The organism is Mesorhizobium wenxiniae, from assembly GCF_002284535.1.
Taxonomy (GTDB): domain Bacteria; phylum Pseudomonadota; class Alphaproteobacteria; order Rhizobiales; family Rhizobiaceae; genus Mesorhizobium; species Mesorhizobium wenxiniae.
The window spans coordinates 1-17,176 of the sequence record NZ_NPKH01000035.1; the positions used below are offsets into that span (position 1 = coordinate 1).

At 56.9% G+C, this 17,176-nt stretch carries 11 protein-coding genes and 2 pseudogenes; 10 read left to right on the forward strand and 3 right to left on the reverse strand.

Annotated elements, in window-relative coordinates; all coding sequences use genetic code 11:
• Positions 1-1,116 precede the first annotated feature (1,116 nt).
• The 7 genes from CIT31_RS27335 (at position 1,117) to CIT31_RS27365 (ending at position 10,288) form a co-directional block, all read left to right on the forward strand.
• Positions 1,117-1,572, forward strand: a complete 456-nt coding sequence (locus tag CIT31_RS27335; RefSeq protein ID WP_165778568.1) for an acyl-CoA thioesterase — start codon at positions 1,117-1,119, stop codon at positions 1,570-1,572.
• 502 nt (positions 1,573-2,074) lie between these two features.
• On the forward strand, positions 2,075-3,445 hold the full coding sequence (locus CIT31_RS27340) for an MmgE/PrpD family protein (protein ID WP_095521165.1): 1,371 nt from the start codon (positions 2,075-2,077) through the stop codon (positions 3,443-3,445).
• A 525-nt stretch (positions 3,446-3,970) separates the two neighbouring features.
• Complete coding sequence (locus tag CIT31_RS27345; protein ID WP_095521166.1) at positions 3,971-6,040, forward strand: 3-hydroxyacyl-CoA dehydrogenase NAD-binding domain-containing protein; 2,070 nt, start codon at positions 3,971-3,973, stop codon at positions 6,038-6,040.
• A 3-nt stretch (positions 6,041-6,043) separates the two neighbouring features.
• Positions 6,044-7,231 (forward strand): acetyl-CoA C-acyltransferase, encoded by a 1,188-nt coding sequence (locus tag CIT31_RS27350; protein ID WP_095521167.1) that lies wholly within the window; start codon positions 6,044-6,046, stop codon positions 7,229-7,231.
• A complete protein-coding gene (locus CIT31_RS27355; RefSeq protein WP_095521168.1) occupies positions 7,215-8,147 on the forward strand; it encodes an ABC transporter permease in 933 nt (310 codons plus the stop codon). Before CIT31_RS27350 ends, CIT31_RS27355 begins: the two co-directional genes overlap by 17 nt.
• Before the next feature lie 31 nt (positions 8,148-8,178).
• Positions 8,179-9,189: a glycine betaine/L-proline ABC transporter substrate-binding protein ProX gene (gene proX / locus CIT31_RS27360; RefSeq protein ID WP_095521169.1), complete on the forward strand. Its 1,011-nt coding sequence runs from the start codon at positions 8,179-8,181 to the stop codon at positions 9,187-9,189.
• A 55-nt stretch (positions 9,190-9,244) separates the two neighbouring features.
• Positions 9,245-10,288, forward strand: coding sequence for a betaine/proline/choline family ABC transporter ATP-binding protein (locus CIT31_RS27365; protein WP_095521170.1), 1,044 nt, complete (start codon positions 9,245-9,247; stop codon positions 10,286-10,288).
• A gap of 32 nt (positions 10,289-10,320) precedes the next feature.
• Here CIT31_RS27365 and CIT31_RS35370 read toward each other — a convergent pair.
• Positions 10,321-10,513, reverse strand: a pseudogene (locus CIT31_RS35370) (IS5/IS1182 family transposase); the annotation flags it as partial.
• A 174-nt stretch (positions 10,514-10,687) separates the two neighbouring features.
• Between CIT31_RS35370 and CIT31_RS27370 the strand changes: the two are divergent.
• Positions 10,688-11,251, forward strand: a complete 564-nt coding sequence (locus CIT31_RS27370; protein WP_108722859.1) for an antitoxin Xre/MbcA/ParS-like domain-containing protein — start codon at positions 10,688-10,690, stop codon at positions 11,249-11,251.
• 339 nt (positions 11,252-11,590) lie between these two features.
• Positions 11,591-12,724, forward strand: coding sequence for a porin (locus CIT31_RS27375; RefSeq protein WP_095521269.1), 1,134 nt, complete (start codon positions 11,591-11,593; stop codon positions 12,722-12,724).
• A 298-nt stretch (positions 12,725-13,022) separates the two neighbouring features.
• On the opposite strand, the pseudogene CIT31_RS27380 reads toward CIT31_RS27375, so the two are convergent.
• A pseudogene (locus CIT31_RS27380) lies at positions 13,023-13,800 on the reverse strand (IS5 family transposase).
• An 89-nt stretch (positions 13,801-13,889) separates the two neighbouring features.
• Positions 13,890-14,939 (reverse strand): AraC family transcriptional regulator, encoded by a 1,050-nt coding sequence (locus CIT31_RS27385; RefSeq protein ID WP_095521171.1) that lies wholly within the window; start codon positions 14,937-14,939, stop codon positions 13,890-13,892.
• Between the two features lie 13 nt (positions 14,940-14,952).
• On the opposite strand from CIT31_RS27385, the gene CIT31_RS27390 reads away from it, so the two are divergent.
• The gene (locus tag CIT31_RS27390; protein ID WP_133116213.1) at positions 14,953-17,169 is read left to right on the forward strand and encodes an acetate--CoA ligase family protein; all 2,217 of its coding nucleotides are present in this window, start codon (positions 14,953-14,955) and stop codon (positions 17,167-17,169) included.
• Positions 17,170-17,176 lie beyond the last annotated feature (7 nt).

Here is a 17,176-nt window from a genome sequence, read left to right on the forward strand (position 1 = left end):
GGGAATAGGCCGTGAAGGTTCGAAATACGGAATCGATCATTATACTGAAATGAAGTATATTTGCCTGAGCGTGTAATTGTCGCTAAATTCCGCGTGAGAAGTGCCCATCTTTATCTGACGTTATAGTCATCAGCATGATCGGGCCAGAGCCGCGCAAGCTTGAGCGATTAATAGAAGTTGCAGGGCCAACGTAACCGGCCTCGGCAACTTGCCAAGCTGGGACCGATCATACACCGACGGGCTGGTGATGCTCCAGTCCCATAAAGCAGCCGTGCGGTTTACAGCATGACTCTTGTCCCGAATTCAAAGACGGCAAAGCCACGGAGGCGCGGCGTCGCCGTCGTTGAAGAACTGCACCGTCAAGCGGGTCGTCATTGCATGGCGGGGCGATTGACGAAGTGCGACGGCAAGGTGTTCGATGAGGAGGTATCACTGTGATTGTGGCTCAGACGGCTGACTATAGAAGGTGGAAATCGCGCCTCAGTCAGCATACCAGAGGGCAATGGCGGTAAATGTCAACGATCTGACCGAAACTGTCAACGCGATTCGCGTAGCACGATCTAACTATGCTCGATAGGGCGCGTGTGAATTGCCATCGCGCGCGAGCACCGCCCGGGCAGCCCACCTGGCCGACGAGGGAAGGAATTGCTGGAACACATACCGCTAATAATACCAGTACTGATTACAGGGTTGGCAATATTACTGTGTTGAAGCAGTTGGAAGTCTCCTTGTCGCTTGGCGCGGTGATTCTCGGTCATACCGTGGCTTGGCTGCCTGTAGTTGTTAGGCTGATATACGCGCGACCGCAACGGTTCGACCGACGCCTGGAGAAAAGCAAGTTTAGATTGGGGGCAGAGCTGCACCAATGCATATGTGGTCCATGATGCGTGCAGGCTTCACGCCCGAGATCACCGCGTTGGAGCGATTACTATAAAAGTGACGTTGGGCATCGCAGGAGTCGCGTTAGCGTTCTTAAGGTTTGGGGTAGGTGGGGAAACTACCGTTGAGCCCAGCTCCAGCGACGCGACAGCATCGCCCGTTAAGCAAGTTTACGTTCGATGAGTGCCCCGTACGGGCACCACACCGAGCCGACCATCAGTCATGCAGCGGTCTGAAATGGCTAAGACGGATTTCACGTTCTCAATCCCGCTTCGCGTCCGCTGGGCGGAGGTTGATGCACAGGGAGTCGTCTTCAACGCAAACTACGTCAACTATTTCAGTCTCGCATTGTGGGAGTACATGCGGGCACTCAGGGTCCGTCTCGTGGATCGTGAAGATCATATTGATTTCCACACCGTCAAGATCAGTGCTGAGCTCAAGGCCCCCCTCCATTTCGATGACGATGTGGAGATTTTCGCCCGCGCATCCTGGACCGGACGGACGAGCCTTGCCTTCGCCCTCGAGATCTACCCTAGGGACGGTGAGACTTTGCTCAGCTCGGGCGAGATCGTTTGGGTGAGTTTCGACCGGACCACTTATCGGCCGGCGCCTATCCCCCAAGCTTTGGTTGATTTGCTGCGCGGTAGAGAAGGGGAGCGCATGCGGGTCAAGCCTTTCCTGCCGAAGGATTAGACGAGTCATGAAGGCGAATTGCCGGACGGTGCAAGCGGGGGTGAAGCTGATCACGCTCGACGGCTCGCGCCTGAACCTACTTTCTTTCGACTTTCGCGCTGTTGCCCGGAGTGCTAGGCGACAGGACGGTCGAGACGCTCATGGAGACGCTTAGCTACTACAGCTTCTCCAACAGTCGTGTTGGCTGGAGATTTGGACCGACCGCCGCGCTCGGGTTGTGGGAACCTTCCCGGACGGCCAGAGCTGCCAGAACCGGATAGCTGGACGGTGCAGGCACATCGCCGGCAGCCAGTGGTCCGCCCGAAGATAATGACGATCGACCCGCTCCACCGGAGCAGATCTCGGCCCACGGAGAAGCCGCCGCCCGAGAAAAAGCGAAAGTGTCTGGACCTAACCGGTAGAATCCTCATGGTTAACCCAAAATACCAAGAAATAGGCAGGCAGCCCTGCTACCCTCGACGCTCACAATCGCTGCGAAGCGCAAGCTCGTGTGGAGGGGGCGATGAGCGCGGCGCTTGAACGCCTAACCGCGTTTCTGTTCGAACTTCAGTTCGAGGACCTACCGAAAACGGTCGTCGCGCAAGCCGAGCGCTGTCTCATCGACCTGCTTGGCACCGCTGCCGCCGGCGCGCTCACTCCTGCGTCTCAAATTGCTCGTGACTTCTCGGCCACATTTCTCGCCGCCGGTGCTGGAACCTTAGGAGCAAGTCTCTTATTCGACGGACGTCGATGCAGCGCGGTCGGCGCGTCGCTGGCCGGCGGCATCACAATCGATGCCATCGATGCACATGATGGTCATCGTCTGGTGAAAGGGCATGTCGGATGCGCCGTGCTTCCGGCGCTTCTCGCGCTGATTCAGGACTTAGTCGTGACGCCCACCGGCCGCGAGTTTCTCACGCTGTTGGTGCAAGGCTACGAGATCGGCACCCGCGCGGGGATTGCACAGCATGCGAGCACCTCCGATTTCCATTCATCGGGATCCTGGAACTCCATCACCTGCGCCGCACTGGGAGCGCGCCTGATGCGTCTAGGCCAGGAGAAGCTTCGGCATGCGCTTGGGATTGCTGAGTATTACGGTCCGCGCAGTCCCATGATGCGCATGGTGGCTCATCCGACCATGGTGAAAGACGGTTCCGGTTGGGGCGCAATGGTTGGTGTCTCTGCCGCCTACCTTGCGCGGCAGGGCTTTACGGGCGCTCCGGCCGCCATAATCGAGAGCGAAGAGGCGGGGGCGCTTTGGGCCGATCTGGGCGTGTGCTGGCGCATCGAGGAGCAGTATTTCAAGCCATATCCGGTATGCCGTTGGGCGCATCCGGCGATTGATGCCGCGCTCGATCTGAAGCACCGGCACGCGCTTACGCCACAACAGATCGAGCGGGTTGAGATCCGAACATTTGCCGCGGCCGTCGCCCTCGGCTCGCGGGTGCCGACCGAGACCGATGCCGCGCAGTATTCCACAGCCTTCCCCGTCGCCGCCGCGCTGGCCCACGGGCAGGTGGGCACCGAAGAAATCACCGGACGTGGTTTGACCGACCCGCTCACCGCCGCCCTGCAAAAGCGCATTGTACTGGTGGAGCACGGACCCTACAGCAACGTGTTTCCGGCGGAGCGATGGGCTGAGGTCGTCGTCACCACGACGGACGGACGCCGGCTAGCTTCAGATCCAGCGACACCACGCGGTGACCCGGAATGTCCGCTCCGGACCGATGAGTTACGTTCTAAGTATCGCGCGCTGGCTAGCACTTCGCTTGAGGCCGGCAGAATGACACGTATTGAAGATGCTGTGTTCGGTCTCGCCGACGGGACAAGTGGATTGTGCGAGATACTCCAGGAGCTTTTTCGTCCACCAGACTGCCAATCACGGCTAAGCTAGGGACGTCGTGCTGTAGCTCGTCCCACCACCGGCTTTCCGAGCACTGCCGTCATCAGACTTTGCCCGACCGGTGAGAACCGCGGCAGTGTTGGCCTGAGCAGCGTTGGGCATCGGGCCGAGACTGCCTGCCCACCGCGTGGCGCAACTCGGGGCCTATCCGCTCTCCTGCTCGATGCCATGAGGCGGGTGATCCGCCTCAGAATCTCGTCGGCGACGGCGCTTCATTCTTCCATCCTTCGGCGTTACCTTGATGACTTCGCGTCGGGAGAGGGCGCTGGTGGACTTCACCTTCGCCTCGGATATCCCAGTGCTTGGGGGGCAAATCGCCCGCCCTCGCTTCCGCCTCGAGCTCGCATCCTAGGGCAAAACGGCAATATCAAGTGTCGATGGCGGCAGATGTCAAAAAAGTGGCTGAACGTGTCAATGCGATCCTAATCGCGCGGTCTAATCTCGACCGATGGAGCTCGTGTTAAACTGGTTTTGCGAGCGCCGTCATATGTAGATCGCTTTGCTGGAGAATGCTTGATGTTGGGTGCCCCTCACTACAAACTATTTGGTCGGGCTGCGGTCATCTATTTAGACAATCCTCCGGTGAATGCGATCACTGCCGTTGCTCGTGCACGGTTGAAAATTCTGATCGAGCGGTTTGCGACGAGCAAAGGCATCGATGCGATCATTCTGACGGGCGCAGGGCCGGAATTCTCTTCTGGAACTGACATTTCAAGATGCTCAGGGAAGACAGACTTTAGCGGCTTGCCGGAACTGATAACCGCGATTAAGGCGTCTGCGGTCCCCATTGTCGCGGCTCTTGAGGGTCGTGCTATTGGGGAGGCTCTGTCCATAGCGCTCGCCTGCCACGCGCGGGTTGCGACACCGAGCGTACAGCTTGCGTTTCCCGAGGCGACATGGGGGCTTGTTCCTTCAGGTGCCGCCGCTCTTCATCTGAGTGAATTGGCAGGATTGCAATGCGCCCTTGAAATGATCGTCGGGGGGAAGAACATTACCGGAAATGCCGCGCACGCGCTCGGAGTGGTTGATGAACTGGTCAGCAGCCGTGAAGCGTTGGTGGATGAGGCAATTCGGGTCGGGACGGATCGCAGTCCGAGGCGTTCAAAAAGCCCAACTGAGAAAAGTCGGCAGGATATCATTGAGGATTTCAAGCAATCGTTTCCAGCTTCCTTGAAGGCGCCGGCTGGGAAACTGGCTATGGAATGCGTCATGGGAGCCCAGTCAACTTCCCTCGAAGAAAACATCGCCATTGAAAACCGACACAACGAAAAGCTGCTCGCGGAAGCCGAGACAATAGCACTATTACATGCAAGCAAGGTCGAGCTTGCAACTGATCTGCCTCATATCCGGTCTGGGTCCGACACCATAAGTCTTCCGAAATGCGTTGCAGTGGTGGGCTTCGGCTTCATGGGTCGCGGAATTGCTATCAGCTTTGCGACAGGCGGCTTGAAGGTGTTGGTTCACGATCAAGCTGGAGATCGGCTAGCCGAGGGCCTTGAGGCCGTTGGTGCGTCGCTGAAATCCATGGTTCGGCGTGGTCGAATATCTCAGGAGCAGGCCGAGATTGCACGCAACAATATCATAGCGATTGGCGATATGGAGGCGTTAGATGAGGCCGATCTGGTTGTCGAAGCGGTCTCCGAAGACCTTGAACTAAAGAAAAGGATCTTCGCCAAGCTAGACAGCATATGTCCAAACAACACGACTTTGGTCACAAATACATCATCGCTTGATATCGATGAGATTGCAGCTGCAACAGGGCGGCCGAAAAACATTGCTGGGATGCATTTCTTCAGCCCTGCTCATCTCCTAAAGCTGGTTGAAATAGTTTCAGGCAGGGAGACAGCGGAAGGGACTATTGAGCAACTGAGAGTTGTTTCCAAGCACATTGGTAAGATCGGGGTGGTTGTCGGCAACCAGTTCGCGTTTGTAGCTAACAAACTACTTGCCGGGTACCAACGCGAAGCACTCTTTCTGTTGGAAGAGGGCGCCCTTCCGGAACAGGTCGACAGAGTGCTTCAAGAGTTTGGGTTCGCGATGGGGCCATTCGTGATGAACGACATGGCCGGAAACGATATCAGCTATCATGTAAGGCAGGCGGCGTCATATCCCGCCGGAATGCGTTATCCGCACGTCGCGGACCGGATCTACGAAGCTGGCCGCTATGGTCAGAAAACAAACAAAGGTTGGTACAGATATGAGCCGGGACAGCGCGAGGCGCATCCGGACATCGAGGTCGCGGCGTTGATCGAGTCGACATCCTCCGAGCTCGGGTTCAAAAGACGGAACATCTCCGATGACGAGATACTGCAAAGATGCCTGCTGCCTGTGGTTAACGACGCAGCTTGGCTGCTCGGTGACGGCATAGCGAGGAGTTCCGGAGACATCGATGTCGTTTGGATGAATGGGCTGGGCTTTCCACGTCGCAAGGGAGGTCCAATGTTCTGGGCCGATCATTTGGGTCCAAAACGAGTCTACGAGCGGGTCATCGAATTTCGAGAAGAACACGGCCCGGTGCTATGGGAGCCTGCCCCTCTACTGGCATTCCTTGCCAAGAGCGGTATGCGATTTGCGGATGTCAGGTGAAAGATGCGAACGGTAGCTATCGTTTCAACAGCTCGGACTCCCGTCGGCAGAGCGTACAAGGGAGCGCTGCGCGCGGTTCATCCCGTTTCGCTGGCTGCGCACGCTATTTCCCACGCTGTCGCGCGTGCTGGAATTGAACCTGGTCAAGTCGAAGACGCGATCATTGGATGCGCACTGCCTGAAGCCGCCGCGGGACGAAATATTGCCCGGCTGTCGTCAATCCGCGCAGGTCTGCCGACCTCGGTTGCGGCTGCAACTGTAAACCGAGAGTGTGCCTCCGGGCTGCAGGCAATCGCTCAGGTTGCTCATCGCATCGCCTGTGGAGAGATTGACATCGGTGTTGCGGGGGGGGTGGACTCAATTAGCCTTGTGGATAACGAGCAGATACGTCAAGGCTGGATCTCCGAGCCATGGCTCAAAACCCACAAGCCCGAAATCTACATGCCCATGCTCCATACCGCTGAAGTCGTCGCTCAGCGATACGGGATCAGACGGGAAGATCAGGACGCTTATGCGGCGCAAAGCCAACGTCGCGCTTCGGCCGCGCGGGAAGCAGGTCGATTCAGCAGCGAGATCGCGCCGATCACCATAGATGACGAACTGTACCCTGCAGGTTCGGCAAGCGTCGATAAAGATGAAGGCATCCGGCCTGGCACAACCGAGCAAACCTTGAGCGGACTTAAGCCGATCCTCGGAAGTGAGTACACGGTTACGGCCGGAAACGCCTGCCAGATGTCTGATGGCGCATCAGCATGCGTTCTAGCTGACGCGGATTACGCGGCGCGATCGGGGCTCCCCGTCCTGGGCATTTTTCGGGGATACTCGGTCGTTGGATGCGAGCCGAACGAGATGGGATTAGGACCGATATTCGCGGTGCCGCCACTGCTTAGGAAGGCGGGCTTGGCAACCAGCGATATCGACCTATGGGAGCTCAACGAGGCCTTCGCTGCCCAGGTTCTCCCCTGTCAGCATCGATTGGAGATTCCCTCTGAACGGTTGAACGTGAACGGTGGCGCGATTGCCCTTGGACATCCATACGGAATGACAGGTGCTCGCCTGACTGGCCACGGAGTTATTGAGTTGTCCCGACGAGGTGGCAAATACCTTGTCGTCACAATGTGTGTTGGTGGTGGTATGGGGGCGGGCGCATTGTTTGAAGCCGGGAGTGGTCGCGATGCCCGAAAGAATTGACCTTTTTGACCCATTTGCCTCAATCGACATTCCGGTCAGGGAATGGGTTAACAGCGGAATGGCCTGGGTCACGTCAAACTATCGTGAGGTGTTCCAGTCTATCAAGGTTCCGTTTCAGCTTCTTCTCAACGCCGTGGAACAAGCATTGCTGAGCTGTCCGCCAACTGTTTTGCTCGTGGTTGTCGGGTTGGTCGCGTGGCAGACAGGTGGGGCTGGCGTGGCGGTAGCGGTGGTCATGCCGTTGATCGTGATCGGCCTCATCGGCGCGTGGATAGAGGCGATGACGACGCTATCACTCGTCGTAAGCTGCGTTCTCGCATGCCTTATCATCGGCATTCCTCTCGGAATCCTCATGTCGCGTAGTGACAAGGTCCAAGCCGGCATGAGGCCTGTTTTGGATCTCATGCAAACGATCCCCTCATTCGTTTATCTGGTGCCAGTTGTGATGCTGTTTGGCATTGGCAAGGTCCCGGGTGCGATCGTTACGATGATATATGCGCTCCCCCCGGTGATCAGACTGACAAACTTTGGCATTCGTGAGGTCAGTCACGATCTCGTTGAAGCCGCTCGTGCGTTCGGAGCGAATGATTGGCAGGTCCTGTTTAAGGTTCAGTTGCCACAGGCGCGGCCGGCCATAATGACTGGCGTCAATCAGACAATCATGCTTGCCCTGTCGATGGTGGTTGTTTCTTCGATGATCTCTGTTCCAGGGCTGGGGCAACTCGTGTTGAGCGGTATAGGCCGCTTAGATCTCGGCCAGGCAACCGTTGGGGGTTTTGGAATTGTGATGCTGGCGATTGCGATCGACCGCCTATCACAGTCGTTTGCGCAGACGACCAGACAGCGTGTTGGCGCCACAGGGCCAGGATCGCGGCCTCTCGCGATCCTGAGCTTCCTGTTCCGTGGAACAAAATGAACAACAATAAGCAGATCTCAAGGAGGATGAAATGATCACGTCAGTTTTGAAAAAATTGGCAACCGCCGTTGCGGTGTTCACCGTCGCGCTCGCACCCGGCGTTTTGGCTCAAGATCTCCCAGGAAAAGGGATAGTAGTCCGACAGATTAAAGGCGAAGATTACACCTCGGTGTTCCAACACCTGATTGTTCAGCATGGGCTAGAAGCACTCGGCTATACGGTTGAGGAGCCTCAGATAGCGAACTATCCCACAATTCACATCGCTGTAGCAAACGGCGACGTCGATTACACGGTGCACCATTGGCAACCCCTTCATGACGCGTTCTTCGAGAATGCTGGTGGCGATAAGGTAATGACGCGGCTAGGAAACTTCACGCCCAACGTGAAGCAGGGATATCTTATCGACAAACGCACAGCTGACAAATACAGCATATCGAACATCGGGCAGCTCTCTGACCCGAAGCTTGCAGCACTTTTCGATAGTGATGGTGACGGGAAGGCCAATCTCGTGGGATGCAACCCAGGTTGGGGATGCGAGCGGATAATTGAGCATCATATGACGACCTATAAATTGCGGGATACAATCCATCATGACCAGGGCGAGTACTTTGCTCTGGTGGCTGATATGCTGGAAAGGTACAAGAATGGTCAATCAATTGTGTACTATACGTGGTCGCCAAATTGGCTGAATAATCGTCTGAAGCCTGGAACGGATGTCGTTTGGCTCAGCGTGCCCTTCTCTGCAAGCCCCGACGACCCGAACGCGAACACGGAATCTCCGGACGGCACGAACACTGGATTTGCCCCTAATACGATTCGTGTACTCGCGAACAATCAGTTTTTGGACAAAAATCCCGCAGCCAGGAAATTCTTCGAACTCGCCACGGTGCCAGTCGCGGACATTGAAGCTGAGAACAGCCTCATTGAACAAGGCGAGAAGTCTCCCGAGGATATTGAGCGCCACACGCAAGATTGGCTCAAGGCAAACCGCGCTGCGTTCGACGGCTGGGTAAGCGAGGCGCTGAAAGCAGCCAAGCCATAGAGGCCAGCACCACCAAGGCGCCTTTGTCCCCCACGCTTGGTTTAGGACCTCGAAATTGTCAGTCAAGAAGATTGAGTTCAAAAACGTCTGGAAGGTCTACGCGGCGCGCGAAGGCGATGCGCTGGAGGAGATAAAACGATCACGTCTGTGCGGCGCCCCGGCACCCCCATATGTCGTGGGCGTCGAAGACGTTAGCTTCGACATAAATGAAGGCGAGATATTTTGTATCATCGGCCTTTCCGGAAGCGGGAAATCCACCCTGCTGCGCCACATTAACGGCCTGATTAGGCCCACCGCCGGAGAGGTTATTATTAATGGGGTATCTATCAAAGAGCTGAGCGACGCACGTCTGCTGCAATTGCGTTCGCAAAAGATTGGCATGGTCTTCCAGCATGTCGCACTACTGCCGAACCGAACGGTGACGGAGAATGTCGCGCTGGGCCTGGAAATACGCGGGGTCAAGAGGGCGGAGCGGCGTCAGCTTGCCCAAGAGGCGCTGGAACGGGTTCACCTGCCACAGTGGGGCGCGTTCTATCCGGACGAGCTGTCCGGTGGAATGCAGCAGCGTGTGGGTCTAGCGCGCGCCTTGGTAACAGATCCGGAAATTCTGCTGATGGACGAACCGTTCAGCGCGTTGGATCCCATTATCAGAAGGCAGCTACAGGATCAGTTCATAGAGATCTCGGCAAAAGCGACAAAAACCACTGTATTCATCACTCATGACATTGAGGAGGCCGCGCGTTTAGGTGATCGCATTGCGATCATGAACAAAGGAAAGGTGGAACAGATCGGTACGCCGCAGGATATTCTACTGAGACCTGCGACACCCTACGTTCGAGAATTCGTGAGCCATGTCACCCTCTTGGACAAGTTGGTTGCCGGCGACATCATGCAATCAAACTCGGAGATCGTCCATTCCGCAAATGTCGCCTGTGATGGCGGTTCTATCGACGCCGAAACGCCAGTGGCAGAGGTCATACGAAGGGGTATCTCTGGAACTGGAACGCTTCTCGTTTCGAGAGGCGGTACGAACGTCGGCATGATTGGTCGTGAGGAAATTCTGACATTTCTCACAATGCGCCCTGACACGGACCGTTAAGCGTTGTGGGTTTGCAATGGCCTCGCATCGCATCAATGGAGTTTCGCTAAGGAGACGTCGATGCGTGGTTCGTAGTCGCGCACGCGCGGCGCCAGCGTATTAGTCTAGCCAGCCGAACGTTCTTTCGACCATCCAACGCCTGAGCAGCGCCTTGAAGCCGGCCTCGGTATCGATACGGCGCATCACTTCGATGACGAAATCGTAGCCCATAATCACAATTCGATCGCGCAGGCAATCAACCGGACTCTTACGCGGCATGGGAGCCACACATGACAAAACCCTTTGATTGTGGAAATGGACCTCGCCAGGACGAGTTTTTATGCTTGGTGCGAAAGAAGTCGAGCGCGTTCTGGCCAAGTACGATGAGGTTCTAAAGGAACGGAGCTCAATCTCATCGCGATGTTGACTGGCAATACCGCTGTTGCCGATTTGCTTTCGGCAACGCCCCAACAGGCTATCCATGACGATTTGACCGCCCTGGCCACGGAATTTGTTCGCAGGCTCGCAGCCGATGCAGCGCATCGTTCCGATGAAAGCGCCCGTGAGGCGGCTTCGCTCACGGCGCCGACCGAGGGCCCGCATGGGTACACAGCCCTAAAAGCGCGAGATCTGCAAAGCGATTGCCTGCGAATTGAAGACTGGGCGGGTCAGGTTGCAGGGCCAACCTATCTGGAGGAACGCTTCGGCATACCGCGATCGAGATTGCATTGGTGGCAACGGCACAACGACGTGGTCGCATTGCGGAAAGCGCCGCAAGCACGTGTCCCCTTGGCTCAGTTCGTCGACGGCAGGCCTGCGGCGGGGATACGACAAGTGCTCTCAGTGTTTGCCAATCCCAGACTGGCGTGGCTTTGGGTGACCTCTCCTTCACCGCGGCTTGACGGCCGAATTCCCATAGAAATGCTGAGACAAGATCTGGCTGCAGAAGTCATCTTGGCCGCGCGAGACTTTTCCTCGACATAAGCCCAACTGAACCTCCTGGGAAAATTGTATGAGCGGTGCGGGCGCGGCTTCGCACTGAGCGTTCTATCCGTAATATGTGCAAGTTGTCCAGTCTGCGTTGTTTGTATAGTTTGCACGACCTGTGCAGTATAAATGAGGTATTTGTGACATAATAGCAACTTCTACATATATCATGTCGAATGATCGCCACGAAACTTGGACTATTTTATACGTCGGATAACGTTAAGCTGCGAAGAAGCAGCGCGAGCGCACCTTTTTCGATCGCGGGGACCGGGTGGGGATGCTCTCTTCCAGCAAATATACCCTGGCCCATTTTTCAACTTTTGAGTGGAGATCAAAATGAACATCAAGAGCCTTCTTCTCGGCTCCGCTGCGGCACTGGTCGCAGTTTCCGGTGCGCGCGCCGCCGACGCCGTCGTCGTCGCCGAGCCGGAACCCGCTGAATACGTCCGAATCTGTGACGTCTACGGCGCTGGCTACTTCTACATCCCCGGCACCGAGACCTGCCTGCGCATCGGCGGCTATGTCCGCTACGACATCGGCGTCGGCGACGTCGGCACATTCACCGGTGCGGGGACCGTCGACGTCGAGGACGGCGACGATCAGGATACCTACTGGAAGCGTGCTCGCTTCACGCTGAAGACCTCGACCGGCCAGGAAACCGAGCTCGGCACGTTGAAGACGTACACCGAGACCCGCTTCAACTTCCGCAACACCCAAGGCGATACATCTCCGTACCTCAACGAAGCCGGCAACACGGGCGTTTCGCTGCCCTACGCCTGGATCCAGCTCGGTGGGCTGCGCGTCGGTAAGGACGACTCGGCCTTCGATACGTTCAGCGGCTACGCCGGCAACGTCCTCAACGATACGCTGGTTCCCTACGGTGGCTTCGACACCAACGTCGTCCAGTACTATTTCGACGCCGGCAACGGCTTCTCCGCCGTCGTCTCGCTCGAACAAGGTTACGGCGCCTTCACGATCGACAGCTACGTCCCGCATGTCGTCGGCGGTGTGAAGTGGACGCAGGGCTGGGGCGCGATCACCGGCGTCATTGCTTACGACAGCAACTATGAAGAAGTCGCCGGCAAGGTTCGCCTCGACGTCACCCCGATGGAGAACCTGTCGCTGTTCATCATGGCCGGCTACGGCACGGACGACAACTACACGGATGGCGGCTTCGCAATCCCCGCCGGCGGCCGCGGCATGTACAAGCTGTGGAGCGGCAATTGGGCAGTCTGGGGCGGTGGCACCTACACCGTCAACGAGAAGACCTCGTTCAACACCCAGATCTCCTATGACGAAGGTGAGAATCTCGGCGTCGTGGCGAACATCGCCTACGATATCGTCCCCGGCCTGACGATCACGGCCGAAGCCAGCTACTTCCATCTTGGTGATGAGACCGTCAGCAACTGGACCGGTGCCGATGACGACGACAACTTCGGCGGCCTCCTCCGCTTCCAGCGCTCGTTCTGACGGATCGAAGCATTTAACCATAGCGCCCGTCGCATAATTGCGTGCGCTAGACTCGCCCGGCCGGCGTTGGCTCGGCGGGATGCCCAAAAAAGGGCTCATCGGCGGCTCCTTCCGAAGTGCTTAGGTCCGCGCCTCCGGGATCGAAGCCTGCCGCCGATGCGAAGGGCGCCCTTGACCAAGGCGCCCTTCATTCTAGAGCGTCGAGCATTCTGACTGAATCGAAGGGGTCGCCGTCGTGTAGCGACGACCTACTGTCAGAAAAACTGGATTTGAATCTCACGTCGGGGGATGTCGTTGTCTACAGAGCGGTACAGCGGCTGACGTCGATGCGCTTCTCGTAGTCGCGGACGAGGCGGCGCCATCTTGTCATCCAGCCGAAGGTGCGCTCGACAACCCAGCGGCGGGCCAGACTTCGAAGTCCTTCTGGTCGTCGGATCTGCGGATGATCTCTACCACGAAGTCCAGATAGGCTGCCTTGTCCATGAGCTTCAGCTGATCGCAGGCGTCATCGGCGAACAGATGCTTCACCCAGGGCCAGCGCTTGCGGATACCATCCAAGATCGCCTGAGCGCCGGCGCTGTCCGAGATATCGGCCGGCGTTAGGTTGACCATCAACAGGCGTCCATCCGTATCGACGGCGATATGGCGCTTGCGTCCGACGATCTTCCGGCGTCGGTAACCCCTTGTTCCAGCTTGCGGAGCCTTCACCGACTGGCTGTCAATCACCGCCGCCGTTGTGCTCGCCTCGCGCCCAGCCCGCTCACGATCCAGCATCAGAGCCACGTTGTGGATGATCTAGTACAGAAACCGCCGCGCCAGCTCGCGAAACCACCCATAGACCGTCTGCCAGGGCCCGAAATGAATCGGCAGCATCCGCCAGCCGCACCCCGAGCGAACCAGGTAACGCACCGCATGGATCACCTCGCGAAAATCAACCTCACGCGGACGCCCACGCGCCGCGGCTTGGGCATCGGCGGCGCGAACTGCTCCCACTCCTCGTCGGTCAAATCAGACGGGTAGCGCTTGGTCTTCTTGGCGATCTGGGCCATCCGGCCACGGCTCTGCTCTGTCCACATCCAACGCTTGAATCATACCCCAGCCTCAGACCGATTCAAAACAGCCTCTAAGAGACTAATCACGCCGACGAGAGCCGACCTGTGCGACCTCAGGCATTGGCGAGCGCCTGTTCTCGCCAATGCACTCGGTATGCCTTTGGGGGCATACCCGTCCAGCGAGTGAAAGCTCGAACAAATGCGCTGACCTCCGAGTAGCCCAAGATCATGGCGATGTCGGCAAGACCGTAATCAGATTTCTCCAGTAGATCGGTCGAGACGGCTTTCCGCTTGGCGTCGACTAAATCACGCAACATTAGTCCCTGTTCGTCCAGGCGACGTTGAAGCGTTCGTGTGGTCATGCCCAGTTGCTTAGCAATCCAGTCGATTCGGGGAGCCCTACCCAGCAGCAGAGCTTGGTCAATCTGCGCGCCTACGAGCGAAGCCAGATCAGCAGAGTAGGTGTCTCGTGATATAAGGCTCTCTGCCTGGTCCCGCAGAATGCCCAACAACTGCGGGTCTGCGTTGGCGACAGGATGTTCCAACACCCTGCTGTCGAAAAGAATCGAACTGGAACCCTGTTCGAAATGAACTGGCGATTGAAAAACCTCCCGGTAATCCTCGATAGCGGCCAAGGGAGTATGCGTGAACTGCACGCTAATCGGGCGCCAGGTACGGCTTGATAGCGTGCGTATTATCTGCATGCCCCAGGCGAGCGCCAGTTCAACATCCTGTCTGCATTCAGCGACGCCGGGGGCGATAACTGTATAAGTCAACTCCGCAGTCCCTTCTGTTCCCCTAATGAGGTCGAATCGACAACCGTCGGCACGAAGTTTGAAATACCGCACAAATGTCCGTAGAGCGTCTCCCACATCCTTTGAGTTCAGCATCATGTAGCCGATGATCTCAAGGTCATAAATACTATAGGTGCGGCCGAGGTTAAGGCCAAACGCCGGCTCGGAAATTTCTCGCGCGGCAAACTCCATAAGAGCGATACACTCGCAGAGGAATACACGCTTACCGTCAACTTGAAATTTCGAAAGGTCAAACCCAGTACGCGCATCACGTGCTGGGATCGCAACGCCGTGATCGCGCATATGGGCCAAGACCGGTTTGCAGACGCGCATTGGAATAGTGGGCAGCTTCAGAACCGCGGTCGTCATGATGTACTCCTAGGTGTCGACAACGACCCCTGTTGGCGGGCACTATCGAAAATGTGGCATGAAATGTCAATGTGCATGGGGTCAGCATGGCTATGTTGGCTATAAGAAATTGCCCCTCAAGGAGAATTCCGAAGTGCCCTCCAACCACTGGCTAAAGCCATTGCTTGAACCTCATTCCGCCGTGATTATCGGTGCTTCGGCAACTGAAGGTAGCCTAGGCAAAAGCGCGGTTGACCACATGGTTGAGCGTGGGTACCGCGGGCGCCTCTACGCCGTAAACAGCAATTATAAGAAGATAGGAAATGTCGACTGCTTCAGCGCGGTGTCTGAACTGCCAGAGACGCCAGACCTGGCTGTAATTGCGGTCAATCAGAGATCGTTGGAGCAAGTTCTCTCGGAATGTGTAGCGCTAGGCGTACGGGCGGCAGTCATATTCGCGGACTGCGGGAATATGGAACAACGCGATCGCCTGGCCCGTATCGCCGCCGAAGCGAGAATACCGATCTGCGGCGGTAACGGGATGGGGTTTCAGAACTTCACCAACAGCACGCATGCAACGTTTAGCTCCTGTCCGGTTACCAAGGCCGCGCCTGGAAACGTTTCATTGATCGCCCATTCCGGGTCTGTCATTCAAGCGCTAGCCACTGATCTAACGCGTCTTAGGTACAATTTAACCGTGTCGTCCGGCCAGGAAATCAATACCACATTGGCGGACTACTTAGATTATGCGCTGGAGTTGCCCTCGACCAAAGCAGTTGCATTGTTTATCGAGACGGTCCGTGACCCCGCACGCTTCGTGGAAGCGCTACGAAAGGCCGCTAGCAAGCGCATACCGATTGTCGCGCTCAAGGTCGGCCGGACGGCAAAGAGCGCCGCTATGGCCATAAGTCATAGTGGAGCGGTCGTCGGCGACGCGTCGACCTATGAAGCGCTCTTCGACCGTTACAATGTGATCTCGGTCAAGACGCTCGATGAGTTGGCGGCGACAGCCCAGTTACTCGCGCACGTCAAGGATGCCAATTCAGGTGGGCTCTGCGTGGCGATGGATTCCGGCGGGCTGCGCGAACTCATGGTTGATATCGCGGAAGACAAGGGCGCCACTTTCGCTGAGCTTAGTAAGTCCACGCTGGCCCAACTGCAGGACCAGTTGGACGACGGTATGATCGCGGAGAACCCACTGGATGCATGGGGTAGCCGTACCGACGCCAAAGCACATTTTGCGCGTTGTTTAGAGGTGATGATGCGTGATCCCAACAGCGCATTTGGCGCTATTGCAACCGAGGCAGGGGACGCCTTTCAATTTGGGACCGTATATGCCGAGATCGTGGCTGAGACGCAGCGGTTGACCGGAAAACCGATGTTTATGATGAGCAGCTTTTCGGGGATTGCGAACTCTAAGATAGCTACGCGATTGTTGGATTGCGATGTTCCACTCATCAACGGGGTCGATTGCGCGATGACGGCGGTGAAGGCCGTCGACACCTTTAAAGCGCGACTAGAAAATGCCGCGAGGGAGGTCCGCCTCTCGGTGCCACAATCAGCTCTTGAAAGTGCTAAAGCCCTGCTCGCGCGGCCGGGTTCCGATGGTGAGAAGATTGGCCTGTCGGTATTGCAGGCTTTTGATATTCCGGTGGTGGCATACCACGAGTGCGAGAATCTGCGGGAGGTGCTGACGGCGATCGACAGGACGGGTTTTCCTGTGGTGTTGAAGACTGCGATGCCGGGGATCCATCATAAGTCCGACGTCGGTGGAGTTTTGCTGAATCTGGACAGCATTACTCGGGTGACTGAAGCGTACAAGGATTTGACACAGCGTCTGGGACCTAAGGTGATGGTCCAGAGGATGAGCCCCTCCGGCGTTGAGATGAGCTTTGGCATGGTTGTCGATCCTCAGTTCGGCGCGCTGGTAACCGTCTCTCCGGGCGGGAAATGGATCGAGTTGTTTGCCGACCGGCAGATTGCGCTAGCGCCCTTCGACGAGGAGCGCGCACGAGAGCTAATCGACCGCCTCAAGATTCGACCGATATTCGACGGCCGTCGTGGCGAGAAACCGTATGATGTCCATGCACTGGCCCGAGCATTCTCGAAATTCTCAATTATGGCTGATGCTCTGAAAGACGAGCTTGCTGAGTTCGATGTGAATCCTGTGATTATTACTGATGCCGAAGTGATTGCGGTAGACGCGCTGCCGGTTAGAGCCGCCATCAAGAATCAACATATGAAGCACTAATCCAGAA